Here is a 12,849-nt window from a genome sequence, read left to right as displayed (position 1 = left end):
TCCTCCTCTTTCTTATCGATTTAGTTTACTCACTTTCTTTAGACACCAAACGCCATCTACCATCTTCTTGCTTGTAGAATTCTAAATGAACTCTTTTCAATTGTTCTGGATTTTGCCAAGAATCTGGATTAACATAATCAACCCGCATCTTCAGTTGATTGTCGTCTCCAGTAATCGTCTGATATAGAGGTAAGCCGACTTTTAAAACAATCTCATCATATGGTGTACCTTTAGCTGTTCCTTCTCTAGCACCAATAACAAGACTATCGATGTATGCTTGCGTCCATAAAAAGGATCTTTTAGGATTGTTATCCACCTGAATTTTATCACTTGAAAGGCTAAAGTGGTATTTTGAAATGAGCTTATAGACACCATCAAATTCAGCAAAGGTTAAAGCTATATAGCCCGTACTACCATTTTTCGATTCCCAGACAAGCCGAATATGTTTTTGAACTTTATGATTTGGCAAAAAATCAATCCAGGCCCCACCTTGAACTGGTTTCCCAAATTCCTTTAAAACATCTTCCAAGACGGCTCCGCCTTTGTATTTGTTTATGGGAAGCGCGACTGCCTTTTCAACTGTCCAAAGAAAGGGACCGCTTTTTTCTGGAGAAACAATAAGACTTTTAGCGAATTGTTCTGCTTCAGCTTTCTCATCTTCCAAACTATTTGATGACGAACTAATCTGGCTAGACGGAGTTGGCGTCTGCTTGGCTTTGCTTTTTCCAGATAGAGAAAGTGTCAAAAAAGCTGTTCCAATGATAGAAAATACAACAATAGCTACTATCATGAATGGTAAAAACTTGGACTTATAGGTTTGCTTTTCTAGCTCAAAAGCAATATCTTCAAACGAATCTTCTTGTCTCTTCATCACTGCTCCTTATCAGTCTAAAAACTTATCATATCATGAATAGATCGAGATTGCAAAATGTACTTCAGTCTGTTTATACAGAAGAAAGCCCAAATTTCCCGTCTTTTCTGCTTGCTTTGACTACCTAAGGAGACCATCAATCTCCCTATCTTTCTCTTCTATCGATATGACTAGTAACTGTCGTCAACCGAAAGACGCCATCTTCTTGACGGTGTAAAGTTAAATGAACCCATTCATTATCATAGACTTGATCTGATGTTAAGTATTTGAGTTCCAAGCCAATATGCTGGCTATCTGCCGCGTCCAAGCGCGAAATAACAACTTCTGATTCTCTAGGTAGACCAAATAATTGAATGATTTCTTCGTAGGACATGCCAGGATTGCCTGTACTCTCGTCACGAACTTGTAAACCAGCAATTTCATCCTTTGTCCAGAGATGGGGACTATCTCCCTGAGGCAAAGTTGGATAAGCCTCATCAAGAATATTCGCGATCTTGCTAATGAGATGATAACCTGCTCCATCTTTTTCAAATGTTAACCTTAAACTACTATGATGGCCTTGAATAATCTCACTTGTATAGTTTAATTCAATATTTCCATTGCTCTCAGTATAAAAAAAGCTTGAAGCCTTGCCATGCTTTTCAAGGATTTGATCCAGAGAAATTCCGTTTTGGCCAGCAGAAGTATCCTTTATTTGCAGATTGATGATTTCATCCGTTGTCCATTTAAAACGATGGTTGCCTCTCTCTAAAACTTTTTCCTCTAGCTCAGGCTCCTCTGATGACTTTTGACGAACAGTTGAAGACACGCTGCTTCGCTCAAGTCCCTCATAAGCAGATTTAATCCCCCACATGACTATCACCTTCCCAAGTGGAAGCATCAAGCAAATTGTCAAAAATACTATAAAAATAGTAATGGGTAGTCCTACCGAACGATTTTTATAGTCATCCTTTTTGGCCATATCGCCCTCCTTATTTCCTTCATTTTAGCATAGGAAACTTTAGCAAGCAAACATTTTCTAAACTTCTGATTTATCAGGAAAAAATCCCCAGTTTGTGATAAAATAGACCTATGAGAATTCAACAATTACACTACATTATCAAAATCGTCGAGACAGGCAGCATGAACGAGGCTGCTAAGCAACTTTTTATCACCCAGCCAAGTCTATCCAACGCTGTGCGGGATTTGGAAAATGAAATGGGCATCGAGATTTTCATTCGCAATCCCAAGGGCATTACCCTGACCAAGGACGGCATGGAGTTTCTTTCCTATGCCCGCCAAGTGGTGGAGCAGACTCAGCTTTTAGAAGAGCGATACAAAAATCCTGTCGCCCACCGCGAGCTTTTTAGCGTCTCTGCCCAGCACTATGCCTTTGTAGTCAATGCCTTTGTTTCCCTGCTTAAAAAAAGCGACATGGAGAAATACGAGCTCTTTCTGCGGGAAACTCGGACTTGGGAAATCATTGATGACGTGAAGAACTTCCGCAGCGAGATCGGCGTCCTCTTCCTCAACAGCTATAACCGTGATGTCCTCTCTAAAATGCTGGATGATAGCCATCTGATTGCGACCCACCTCTTCACAGCACAGCCCCATATCTTTGTCAGCAAGTCCAATCCGCTGGCCAAGAAAAAGCTGGTACAACTGTCAGACTTGGAAGATTTCCCTTATCTCAGCTATGACCAAGGTACTCACAACTCCTTCTACTTTTCTGAGGAAATTCTCTCTCAGGAGCACCATAAAAAATCTATCGTCGTCAGCGACCGTGCAACCCTCTTTAACCTTTTGATCGGTCTGGATGGCTACACGATTGCAACTGGTATTCTCAACAGCAACCTCAACGGAGACAATATCGTCTCCATCCCACTGGACATCGATGACCCGATCGAGCTGGTCTATATCCAGCACGAAAAAGCCAGCCTGTCCAAGATGGGCGAGCGCTTTATCGAGTACCTGATTGAGGAAGTACAGTTTGATAAATAAGCCCAGATACTATAATAAAACAAGAAGCAAGGAGAAGGAATGAAATCAAAGCATACAGTTAAGATAGTTTTAACATTTCTTATCCTTACATTCATTGTCTATTTCAATATTCATCCTATCCCTACTTTGATTAAGTCTGTCCCAACTATCGCTATTATTGATAGCAACAGTGGCTTGTCTAACACTGAAAATTCTGTGAAAAGCTTAGAAGAAGCTGGAGATAGTTACTATGTGAAATTTAATATAAAGGAAAATGACCTTTATTCTGGAGTAGATTTTGAGTTGTATGATGACAAAGGTTCACAAATACCTATTAAAGAATTCAAAAAGAACTCGGATGGGACTTGCGAGGTCTGGTTTTTAGGAGAAGCAGCAAAAAAATATCAACTTGTATATAACAACCAAACTAACGATAAGGAATACAGTGTTGACTTTCATACTCCTACCCAGAATTCAGACACTGAAAATCCAAGCCAAGTTGTTGAAACATATATAAAGAAACACCTACAAGACGATGTTACAGCAGCACTCTACGATAATATTATCAACCAGTCCTCTCTCACCACTGATATTTTTTCCAACGTAAAACCATACTACACTCCTTCGGATGAAGAGAAGAAAGCCATTTTTCAAGCCTTTTGGGATACTTATATAAAGGATTGGAAAGATTGGAAAGTTGAAATGACCGAAGCTGGTTCTTCTAGCCATTCTTTCACGATCACTTATCATTGGGATGAACCAAACATGGAAGAACTAAATAGAAAAATTGATGAAAGAGAAAATCAATTAAAAAAAGAGCTTGGTAATAATTACAAAGCAGTATTTCAGAAAATAATTGCTGAAATACCAACGATTATAAAAAATACGCCTCCTGAAAAAAATAAGGAGAAAAAAACTAATCGTATATACTTATATAAAGATGAGTTGCAGAATCTCAGAAATGGCACATATTACCGTGGAACTCTATGGATCCCTAATGAATTCAAGGAAACTCTATCAAAACTATATCCTTAAAGCGAAAAAATCCAGATGCTTGTTTAAGCTATCTGGATTCTTTTTAAATTTGATTTAAAACTTCAGTTATGTATTCCGCTTTATTTTTATCTGTATAGGTTTTTGAAGTTGACTTAACCTTATAGTCCTTATTGTCAATACGTTCGACAATATAAGAATGCGTAATGGTCATTTTAAACTGGCTCCCTGTCGTGCTAACACTTAGAGGCAGATTAGTCAAGTCGTCTGAGTAAAATATCCTGGAGTAAGAACGATGGGATTTATGAGTTAACCGATTGTTATAAAGATTATGATAGTATCTATCCCAGTAGTTACCCCTAGATCGTTTTTGATAATCTTCAAAAAAATCTAATTCGTTATCTGAAGGTTCTTTCGAACTCGTAAAGAAAATGGGGGTCCAACTAAAATCGGGTTTGTTCCCATATTCATAATAGGTCTGCATTTCACCTGTTTTAGGATTTTTTAACTGATAAGAAATTTCACTGCTAGCTTCTGGAACCTGATAAAGAGTATCCCCCGCATAAAGAAACAATAATCTATCAATGACTTTTCTAGTTTCTTTGATATTAGGTGACTTAAATTCTGGAAAACGAAAGCTTAACTTTTGATAAATGGAATCATTTAACAAATTATTACTAAATGATGGACCAATTCCAATAGGCTCTCTTAACGGAATATCAGACTTACTACCGTCGGTAAAAGTAACATGCAAAATTTGTTGTTCATTGTACTCATCCCAATTCGATAAGATTCCCTCGGTCCACTCTTGACCTTGAAGTAGCTCTTCATTTTCTTTATGTACAAATTCAATATTCAAATCCTTAATCACTTTTTTCTTAGGTTGAATATGCTTTACTTTATAGTTATATACTGGATAATAAGTATTTCCCCAATCAAACCACCCTGGTTTGAGATAATAACGCAAACCAAGATATGAAACTAAGATACAAGCTATTACAATCAGGATTAACTGGTGCTTTTTCTTTAATCTTTTCATTAAAACCTCCTGAGTTCTATATCTTATTATAGCATAGTCAAAAGATTTTATATAGAAGCTTCCTATCGCTCTAATGCAGAAAACACCTGATAAAGCTTTTGCAGCCCTCCTCAGGTGTTCTTTTTATTGTCGTAATTTGCCCAAAACTTCCCCAATCCTACCTTCGATGACGAGGTCAGCTTGCTTGTCCTGTGGAATGCTGGTCTTGTTGATAACGACCAGATGCTTGCCAGCAAAGTACTGGATGAGACTGGCTGCGGGATAGACCACCAAGGAAGTTCCCCCAATGATCAGCAGGTCGGCTTGATGAATGGCCTGCGCGGCTTGCTGGAAGGTCTCCATATCCAAGGGCTCTTCATAGAGGGTCACATCAGGCTTAATCACGCCGCCACAATCAGGGCAGTAGGGCACCGTTTCAGGCAGAGCTAGAAATGCCTCCAAATCATAAAATCGCTGACAGTTTAGACAGAAATTTCTATCCGCACTGCCGTGCAGCTTGAGGACATTTTTTGAGCCAGCCATTTCGTGCAGGCTGTCAATATTTTGCGTCACCACAGCCTTGAGCTTACCTGTCTTCTCCAAATGAGCCAGATAGGCGTGAGCCGCATTGGGCTTAGCATCTGGATAGAGCAGGTATTTCTTGTAAAAGTCGAAAAACTCCTGCGGATAGCGCTCAAACATAGTATGCGAAACCAGCTGCTCTGCCGTAAAATGCCGACCTAACTTGACACTGTAAATTCCATTCGAACTACGAAAGTCAGGGATATTAGACTCGGTCGAGACACCTGCTCCACCAAAAAAGACAATATTCTGACTTTGGTCAATCATGTCTTGCAACTGCTGTATTTTATCCATTTTCCTCTCCTGTCAGTAAAGCTCTAACCAAGCGATTTGCCTCATCAAAATAAAAATGTTCCCGATCGTAGACAATACCTGTGAAACGTGCCAAGTCCACCAAAATCTCCATGAAATACTGGGATGAAAAACCCGTTGTCCGATATAATTCTGCCTCATCAAAGGGCTTAATCAGATGAGCCAGCGGATTTCGGACTGACTTCTCCAATTCTCGCAGCTGCCTGACCTCTTCCTTAACAGACTCTGGCAGATCCAAATGCAAAATCAGCTCTGTCAGACTGGATGAATTGACCGTGCTTTCCGCATGAAAGACCTGTAAGGCAGCATAATCCGACTCCCGCATCCGTTCAAACTTCCAACGGTCATAGCTGGCTTCACGAGAATTATGGATAAAGTGCTCAATATCAGGAATTTCCAGCTTGATCAAGCGCATGAAAATCCGATAAATCGCTGGGCTGACCGCTCGAACGAAATCAATAATCTGCTCATTGCGCAGCTTGGCTTCCAAATCATAGAGATAGTTGGCCAACTGCTCGTCAGCCAAATCGGTATGACAAAAAAGCTGAAAACCGCTTTGCGTCTGCAAGGCAGTCTTCAACTCTTCATCCATGGCTGGCAGAATATTAAGCTCTCTGCGCTCTGCCAGAATAGCCAATAGGCTAGTTACAATCGAGAAACTTCCCATCAACTTCTGCGCCAGTTTATAGGCATAAGCATAGTCATAACGGGAAATCGCAAAGAGAATTTCCTCTTTTAAATCTAGATCCATGCTTAATCAATCAAGGTTTCCAAACCGACCTTCATCATATCAGTGAAGGTATTTTGGCGTTCCTCTGCTGTCGTATCTTCGTCAGGATTGACCAAGCTATCAGAAATGGTCATAATAGCTAGGGCATCTACTTGGTGCTGGGCAGCCAGATAGTAAAGGGCCGCAGCTTCCATCTCAACAGCTTTCACACCCCATTTGCCCAGCTCGATATTTTTTTCAAAATAGTTCGAATAGAAAACGTCTGATGACAAAACATTTCCAACATGGGTCGTCATGCCCAAGTCTTTGGCGATATGATAAGCCTTGTCCAGCAAATCAAAGCTGGCAATCTGCGGAAAATCATACTGTGGCCAGTCGTTGCGGATAATGTTTGAGTTGGTCGCAGCCGCTTGAGCCAGAACCAATTCACGAACGTGAACATCTGCATTGAGCGAGCCAGCCGTTCCAACACGGATCAGCTTTTTCACACCGTAGTCCACAATCAGCTCACGCGCATAGATAGAAATAGACGGCATTCCCATCCCAGTTCCCATGACAGAAACCCGCTGACCCTTGTAAGTACCAGTGTAACCAAACATGTTCCGCACTTCGTTAAAGCAAACGGCATCTTCTAGGAAATTCTCCGCAATAAACTTAGCACGAAGCGGATCACCTGGCAAGAGAATTTTATCAGCAATCTCACCTTGTTTAGCAGCAATATGGATAGACATAAATTAAGATATAAAGGGCGACAGAGAACCAAGTAAAAATAGGAAACTGACGACGCATCGCAGATGCTAGAAAGTTTATCTTTTTACACAGTTCTCCGCCCGTATTCAGTTCAGCGAATACAGTTAGCCCTTCCTTTCTGTATTTTTTTGAAAGATAGTTTTCCGCTTGTGTTCAAATCAAAACACACGCTCTACCTTTCTTTCGTTTAATATTTTATTTTCTTACAATTCAGCAAGAATGGCTTTAAGTAATCGTTTGAAATCACCTTTGACACGCTCTGTCACTTCAACCACTTCCTCGTGATTAAGCTCTTCTTGGAATCCAGCAGCATGATTGGTAATGCATGAAATTCCGAGAACTTTCAATCCTGAGTGGGCAGCCACGATGACTTCTGGAACAGTAGACATGCCAACTGCATCTGCTCCGAGCGTCTTATAAGCACGGATTTCTGCTGGTGTTTCATAGGTTGGTCCAGTTACACCGATATAAACACCCTCATCCAGCTTAATGCCAAGCTTATCAGCGACTTGATGAGCAGTTGCACGATATTCTGGTGTATAAGATTTAGACATGTCAGGGAAACGTGGACCAAATTCATCCAAGTTTTCACCGATCAAAGGATTTTGGCCCGTCATATTGATGTGGTCAGTGATGGCCATAAGCGTACCAGGACCATAAACGATACCACCGGCAGCATTGGTCACAATAACACCTGTCGCACCAAGAGCCTTCATCACGCGCACTGGGAAGGTAACGACTTCTAATGGATTTCCCTCGTAGAAATGGAAACGGCCTTGCAGTGCCAAGACTTTGCGGCCTGCCAAGTCTCCATAGACTAATTTTCCAGCGTGACCAACGACAGTTGAGCGACCCCAGTTTGGAATATCCGCATAGTCAAGACTAACAGCATTTTCGATTTCAAAAGCCAATTCTCCCAAACCAGAGCCTAAAATCAGACCAAACTCAGGTTCTGCCATGCCTTTTTCTTTCAGAAAGGCGGCCGTTGCTTTAATTTTCTCAGATAATGTTGTCATAAAATATTTTCCTCACTCTCTTATACTTATACCAATTTGTCCAAGAAGCTTTCACCGATCATAGCCTTGTCGACACCGAAGTTGTCAGCGATGGTTGCTGAAATGTCCGCAAAATGTCCAACAGGCAAGTGACCATTCCCCTTGAGGGATTTACCAAAAACCAAGAGTGGAATGTACTCACGAGTATGGTCCGTTCCGGCATAGGTTGGGTCATTACCATGGTCAGCAGTAATCATGAGCAAGTCGTCCTCCCGCATGTTTTCAATGATTTCTGGCAAGCGAGCGTCAAATTCTTGCAGACAATCACGATAGCCATGCGGATCACGACGGTGACCATAAAGAGCATCGAAGTCTACCAAGTTGGTAAATGAGAAGCCATACTTGAAGTCCTCAGACTGGATAGCCTTAACCAAATTGTCTACGCCATGATTATTGGACTGGTTATGCCCCATGTCGTGGTTGATCCCAGCACCGTTGAAAATATCGTTAATCTTACCAACTGAATAAGTATCAATGCCAGCTTCATTGAGCTTGTCCAAAACAGTTGGCTCAAATGGAGAGACTGCATAGTCATGGCGATTAGCTGTACGAGTGAAGTTGCCTGGCTCACCTACATAAGGGCGAGCGATGATCCGTCCCAGAAGTGCAGGGCGTTCCAAGGTAATTGAGCGAGCGAATTCACAGATACGATAGAGCTCTTCCAAAGGAATAATCTCCTCATGAGCTGCGATTTGAAGCACTGGATCTGCAGAAGTATAGATAATCAATTCGCCAGTTTCCATCTGACGAGGTCCGAAGTCGTCAATAACTGCCGTGCCAGAATAAGGTTTGTTTGCCTCACGAATAACTTTACGGCCAGAAAATTCTTCAATTTTAGTCAAGATTTCCTCTGGGAAGCCATTCCAGAAAGTATCAAAAGGCTCAGTAATGTTCAGGCCCATGATTTCCCAGTGGCCTGTCATCGTGTCTTTGCCTAAAGAAACTTCTTCTAATTTAGTATAGTAACCACTTGAATTTTCCTCAGCTGGCACAGTTTTCAAGGCTTGCTCACGCTCGATATTGCCCAAGCCTAGCTTAGCCATATTTGGCACATCTAGACCGACTGCTTTAGAAATATGTCCCAGCGTATCGGAAGCGCCATCTGGCACCCCTGCATTAACAAAATTGTTAGCATCTGGTGCTGCCCCAATGCCGACTGAGTCCATAACGACTAAGTGAATACGATTAAATTTTGACATGAAAACCTCTTTTCTAGTTATTTGCTTCTAAAATGTTCACGCCACCTTGACCAGCGACGATCACCTTGTTGACCATTTGGGTGAAAAGGCCGTGCTCAACAACGCCCACGATATGATCTAATTCTCGGCCAAATTCGACTGGATTTTCGATTAAACCTAAATCTAGATCAATAATGAAGTTCTGCATATCCGTGATAAAACGTTGGCCATTTTTTTCACGGAAACTTGGCTTGTAGCCTGCCTCTACAAAACGACGGAAAACTTGCTCAGCACCATATTGCACTACTTCGACTGGCAGCTTGAAAGCACCTAGCTTTTGAACCAATTTGCTTTCATCAACCACCCAGATGTAGTCCTTGGTAGGTGTCGCGACAACTTTCTCCATCAACAGGGCTCCTCCTCCGCCTTTGATGCCGTTGAACTGAGGATCCACTTCATCAGCTCCATCAACGGTCACATCGACCTGATCCACTTCATCAATGGATTTCAGCGGAATGCCCAGGCCTTCTGCTTGCTTGCTAGTCACGCTAGAGGTTGTGACTGCAGTAATCTGCAAGCCTTCCTCTTTGATACGTCGACCAATTTCCTCGACAAAATAGTAAGCAGTCGAACCTGTTCCCAGACCGACCACCATCCCGTCTTCGACAAATTCAGCAGCCTTGATGCCTGCTAGTTTCTTTAGAGTTTCCATAGCACCTCCTCAAATCAACTATGTTTAGTATATCACAATTCTTTGAAATTTGAAAGTGTTTTCAGCTCTTTAAACGGTTCTTCACGTTTTAACAGTGCTCCATTTCACGAAAATCTCCTTAAAATCTTGCTCCTAGTTCTATTTTACGCTACAATGAAGATAGGCAAATTACTAAAAGAAATACATATTTCAAGTAGTAAGCTATAGAAAATTTGAGGAGGTTGTTATGATGCAGCAAGAAAATAAAGTTTTAGGTATTTTAGCCATAGTCTTTGGAGCAATCGCTTTACTTGGCTCCTGGATACCAATCATCAATTATCTATCTTTTTTTATCGGTACTATTGCTCTTATCCTTGCTATTATCGGTCTCATTATTAACCAAAAGAAACAGAAAACTTTGGCTATAATTGGCTCTGTCATTTCCTTTTTCTCCTTAATCATCGCACTGGTCACTCTATCATTCTATTCCCGTATGTTCAATGAGATGGGAAAAAGGTTTGATACTCTTTCGAGCTCTTATCGTTCCTATATTGATTCGTCAGAAAGAGAAGAAGAAAAGGAAAAAGAAGAAAGTACAACGTTTACATGGACAAAAGCAGAATTTGATGCACTCAAAGAGGGAGATATTTTGAAAAAAGGTGCCGGCGGAACAAAATACGACGATGTCATTCGCGACCACGGCAAACCAACTGACGAAACTACTTCTACTGTCAGCGGATCTGAAATAAAAACCATCACCTACTTACCAGAAGGAAGTAAATATCAAGCTGTCATCCTAACTTTTTCAAAAAACGAAGACGGTTCTTTCCTACTGACTAGCAAGATAGGAACAGGTTTAGAATAACATAAATTTCCTACCCGACAGCTATTTATCTTCTACCAATATTGGAAAGAACTCTAGCCGTCAGTCGCATTTTCTAAGACACAAGGATTTAACTACCACTTTCCCATTATACTTATCAATTATGCAAAGCAAGAACAAAATGATGCACAAATCTCAAAAACTTTTTGGATGAATTTGGGACAGATGTTTGCAAAATAGATTTTCAGAAAGGATATACATGATAACACGAGAATTTGATACCATCGCTGCGATTTCGACCCCTCTTGGGGAAGGAGCCATCGGTATCGTCAGACTAAGCGGGACTGACAGCTTTACTATTGCCCAAAAAATCTTTAAAGGCAAGGACCTAAGCAAAGTTGCCAGCCACACACTCAACTACGGCCATATCATCGACCCTCAAAATCAAGAGATTCTGGATGAGGTCATGGTCGGGGCTATGCGCTCTCCCAAGACCTTCACGCGCGAGGATATCATCGAGATCAACACCCATGGCGGAATTGCGGTCACCAATGAAATCCTGCAGCTGGCTATCCGCGAGGGGGCTAGACTGGCAGAGCCTGGCGAGTTTACCAAGCGGGCCTTTCTCAATGGGCGCGTGGATTTGACTCAGGCTGAGGCCGTCATGGACATCATCCGCGCCAAGACAGATAAAGCCATGAACAATGCTGTCAAGCAGCTGGACGGCTCTCTTTCTGACCTTATCAACAGCACCCGTCAGGAAATCCTCAACACACTGGCTCAGGTCGAGGTTAATATTGACTATCCTGAGTACGACGATGTTGAGGAAGCAACGACAGAAATCATTCGCGAAAAAACGCTAGAATTTGAGCAACTTCTGACACAGCTTCTCAAAACTGCGCGACGCGGTAAGATTCTTCGCGAGGGTATTTCGACTGCTATCATCGGTCGACCTAATGTTGGTAAATCCAGCCTCCTCAACAATCTTTTGCGTGAGGACAAGGCTATTGTGACCGATATCGAGGGGACAACTCGTGATGTGATCGAGGAGTATGTCAATATCAACGGCGTACCTCTCAAGCTTATTGATACCGCAGGGATTCGGGAAACGGATGATCTTGTGGAGCAGATTGGCGTTGAGCGCTCTAAAAAAGCCTTACAGGAAGCTGACTTGGTTCTCTTGGTTCTCAATGCCAGCGAGCAACTAACTGACCAAGACAGACAATTGCTTGAAATCAGCCAAGACAGCAATCGCATCGTCCTACTGAACAAGACTGACCTTGAAGAGAGGATTGAACTGGATCAGCTGCCAGCAGATGCTATCAAGATATCCGTTCTCCACAACCAAAATATTGATAAAATCGAGGATCGTATCAACCAGCTCTTCTTTGAAAATGCTGGAATTGTCGAGCAAGACGCCACCTATCTGTCCAATGCCCGCCACATCTCTCTCATCGAAAAGGCTGTCGAAAGCCTGCAAGCCGTCAATCAGGGACTGGAACTAGGCATGCCTGTAGATCTCCTCCAAGTCGATCTGACTCGTACTTGGGAAATCCTTGGTGAAATCACTGGAGATGCAGCGCCAGACGAGCTTATCACCCAGCTCTTCAGCCAATTCTGCCTAGGAAAATAATATGGGAGTCACAGAATTTATCAAAGCAAAAAATCTGGGCGAATACCTAGAAAGCCGAATGAATGAGCACGTCAGAGAACGCATCCAAAAACGCAGCTGGTTGGAGGTTCTCCTCCACAAAGCCCGCACCACCAAAATAAATCCTGAAAATCACCAAAAAATGAAGAAAACGAAACACGGTTCTTGAAAAATAGAACCGTGTTTATTTGTCTATTCAATCCAGCTAAAGATTTCCCTGATCATGAATCGTGGCA

14 protein-coding genes are annotated in these 12,849 nt (G+C 41.9%); 5 read left to right on the top strand and 9 right to left on the bottom strand.

The genetic code is table 11. The features are described from left to right. Positions 1-25: 25 nt before the first annotated feature. Both D8790_RS06950 and D8790_RS06945 read right to left on the bottom strand, forming a co-directional pair. The gene (locus D8790_RS06950; RefSeq protein WP_125388083.1) at positions 26-871 is read right to left on the bottom strand and encodes a hypothetical protein; all 846 of its coding nucleotides are present in this window, start codon (positions 869-871) and stop codon (positions 26-28) included. A gap of 145 nt (positions 872-1,016) precedes the next feature. Beyond that, a complete protein-coding gene (locus D8790_RS06945) occupies positions 1,017-1,832 on the bottom strand; it encodes a hypothetical protein (RefSeq protein WP_125388082.1) in 816 nt (271 codons plus the stop codon). Positions 1,833-1,942: 110 nt separating this feature from the next. On the opposite strand from D8790_RS06945, the gene D8790_RS06940 reads away from it, so the two are divergent. Together D8790_RS06940 and D8790_RS06935 are read left to right on the top strand one after the other, a co-directional pair. Further along, positions 1,943-2,851, top strand: coding sequence for a LysR family transcriptional regulator (locus tag D8790_RS06940; protein ID WP_005589634.1), 909 nt, complete (start codon positions 1,943-1,945; stop codon positions 2,849-2,851). Between the two features lie 39 nt (positions 2,852-2,890). After that, positions 2,891-3,865: a hypothetical protein gene (locus tag D8790_RS06935; protein WP_125388081.1), complete on the top strand. Its 975-nt coding sequence runs from the start codon at positions 2,891-2,893 to the stop codon at positions 3,863-3,865. Between the two features lie 43 nt (positions 3,866-3,908). On the opposite strand, the gene D8790_RS06930 is transcribed toward D8790_RS06935, so the two are convergent. From D8790_RS06930 to rpiA, 7 genes are all read right to left on the bottom strand, one after another. Next, positions 3,909-4,862: a hypothetical protein gene (locus D8790_RS06930; RefSeq protein ID WP_125388080.1), complete on the bottom strand. Its 954-nt coding sequence runs from the start codon at positions 4,860-4,862 to the stop codon at positions 3,909-3,911. Positions 4,863-4,985: 123 nt separating this feature from the next. Beyond that, positions 4,986-5,717, bottom strand: a complete 732-nt coding sequence (locus D8790_RS06925; protein WP_125388079.1) for an NAD-dependent protein deacylase — start codon at positions 5,715-5,717, stop codon at positions 4,986-4,988. After that, positions 5,710-6,486, bottom strand: a complete 777-nt coding sequence (locus D8790_RS06920) for a Gbs1250 family HEPN protein (protein ID WP_125388078.1) — start codon at positions 6,484-6,486, stop codon at positions 5,710-5,712. Before D8790_RS06920 ends, D8790_RS06925 begins: the two co-directional genes overlap by 8 nt. 2 nt (positions 6,487-6,488) lie before the next feature. Beyond that, positions 6,489-7,196, bottom strand: a complete 708-nt coding sequence (gene deoD, locus D8790_RS06915; RefSeq protein WP_015604594.1) for a purine-nucleoside phosphorylase — start codon at positions 7,194-7,196, stop codon at positions 6,489-6,491. 222 nt (positions 7,197-7,418) lie between these two features. Next, entirely contained in the window at positions 7,419-8,231 is an 813-nt protein-coding gene (locus D8790_RS06910) for a purine-nucleoside phosphorylase (RefSeq protein ID WP_125388077.1), read from the bottom strand. Between the two features lie 26 nt (positions 8,232-8,257). Then, positions 8,258-9,469 (bottom strand): phosphopentomutase, encoded by a 1,212-nt coding sequence (locus D8790_RS06905; RefSeq protein WP_125388076.1) that lies wholly within the window; start codon positions 9,467-9,469, stop codon positions 8,258-8,260. A gap of 13 nt (positions 9,470-9,482) precedes the next feature. Continuing rightward, positions 9,483-10,160, bottom strand: coding sequence for a ribose-5-phosphate isomerase RpiA (rpiA, locus tag D8790_RS06900; protein WP_125388075.1), 678 nt, complete (start codon positions 10,158-10,160; stop codon positions 9,483-9,485). Positions 10,161-10,389: 229 nt separating this feature from the next. Between rpiA and D8790_RS06895 the strand changes: the two genes are divergently transcribed. The 3 genes from D8790_RS06895 to D8790_RS06885 all read left to right on the top strand — a co-directional run bounded on the left by D8790_RS06895 (position 10,390) and on the right by D8790_RS06885 (position 12,782). Continuing rightward, positions 10,390-11,004, top strand: a complete 615-nt coding sequence (locus tag D8790_RS06895; RefSeq protein WP_185761932.1) for a CD20-like domain-containing protein — start codon at positions 10,390-10,392, stop codon at positions 11,002-11,004. 217 nt (positions 11,005-11,221) lie between these two features. Next, the gene (gene mnmE / locus D8790_RS06890) at positions 11,222-12,595 is read left to right on the top strand and encodes a tRNA uridine-5-carboxymethylaminomethyl(34) synthesis GTPase MnmE (RefSeq protein ID WP_125388073.1); all 1,374 of its coding nucleotides are present in this window, start codon (positions 11,222-11,224) and stop codon (positions 12,593-12,595) included. Position 12,596: 1 nt separating this feature from the next. Then, on the top strand, positions 12,597-12,782 hold the full coding sequence (locus D8790_RS06885; RefSeq protein WP_125388072.1) for a hypothetical protein: 186 nt from the start codon (positions 12,597-12,599) through the stop codon (positions 12,780-12,782). Positions 12,783-12,849 lie beyond the last annotated feature (67 nt).

The organism is Streptococcus cristatus, assembly GCF_003943535.1.
In the GTDB taxonomy this organism is placed as follows: Bacteria; Bacillota; Bacilli; order Lactobacillales; family Streptococcaceae; genus Streptococcus; species Streptococcus cristatus_L.
This window is presented reverse-complemented; position numbering and strand designations above follow the sequence as displayed.

What these genes read in the sequence shown, in the direction of transcription:
- D8790_RS06950 (WP_125388083.1), bottom strand. Translation starts at nt 871, where the DNA reads ATGAAGAGACAAGAAGATTCGTTTGAAGATATTGCTTTTGAGCTAGAA.
- D8790_RS06945 (WP_125388082.1), bottom strand. Translation starts at nt 1,832, where the DNA reads ATGGCCAAAAAGGATGACTATAAAAATCGTTCGGTAGGACTACCCATT.
- D8790_RS06940 (WP_005589634.1), top strand. Translation starts at nt 1,943, where the DNA reads ATGAGAATTCAACAATTACACTACATTATCAAAATCGTCGAGACAGGC.
- D8790_RS06935 (WP_125388081.1), top strand. Translation starts at nt 2,891, where the DNA reads ATGAAATCAAAGCATACAGTTAAGATAGTTTTAACATTTCTTATCCTT.
- D8790_RS06930 (WP_125388080.1), bottom strand. Translation starts at nt 4,862, where the DNA reads ATGAAAAGATTAAAGAAAAAGCACCAGTTAATCCTGATTGTAATAGCT.
- D8790_RS06925 (WP_125388079.1), bottom strand. Translation starts at nt 5,717, where the DNA reads ATGGATAAAATACAGCAGTTGCAAGACATGATTGACCAAAGTCAGAAT.
- D8790_RS06920 (WP_125388078.1), bottom strand. Translation starts at nt 6,486, where the DNA reads ATGGATCTAGATTTAAAAGAGGAAATTCTCTTTGCGATTTCCCGTTAT.
- deoD (WP_015604594.1), bottom strand. Translation starts at nt 7,196, where the DNA reads ATGTCTATCCATATTGCTGCTAAACAAGGTGAGATTGCTGATAAAATT.
- D8790_RS06910 (WP_125388077.1), bottom strand. Translation starts at nt 8,231, where the DNA reads ATGACAACATTATCTGAGAAAATTAAAGCAACGGCCGCCTTTCTGAAA.
- D8790_RS06905 (WP_125388076.1), bottom strand. Translation starts at nt 9,469, where the DNA reads ATGTCAAAATTTAATCGTATTCACTTAGTCGTTATGGACTCAGTCGGC.
- rpiA (WP_125388075.1), bottom strand. Translation starts at nt 10,160, where the DNA reads ATGGAAACTCTAAAGAAACTAGCAGGCATCAAGGCTGCTGAATTTGTC.
- D8790_RS06895 (WP_185761932.1), top strand. Translation starts at nt 10,390, where the DNA reads ATGCAGCAAGAAAATAAAGTTTTAGGTATTTTAGCCATAGTCTTTGGA.
- mnmE (WP_125388073.1), top strand. Translation starts at nt 11,222, where the DNA reads ATGATAACACGAGAATTTGATACCATCGCTGCGATTTCGACCCCTCTT.
- D8790_RS06885 (WP_125388072.1), top strand. Translation starts at nt 12,597, where the DNA reads ATGGGAGTCACAGAATTTATCAAAGCAAAAAATCTGGGCGAATACCTA.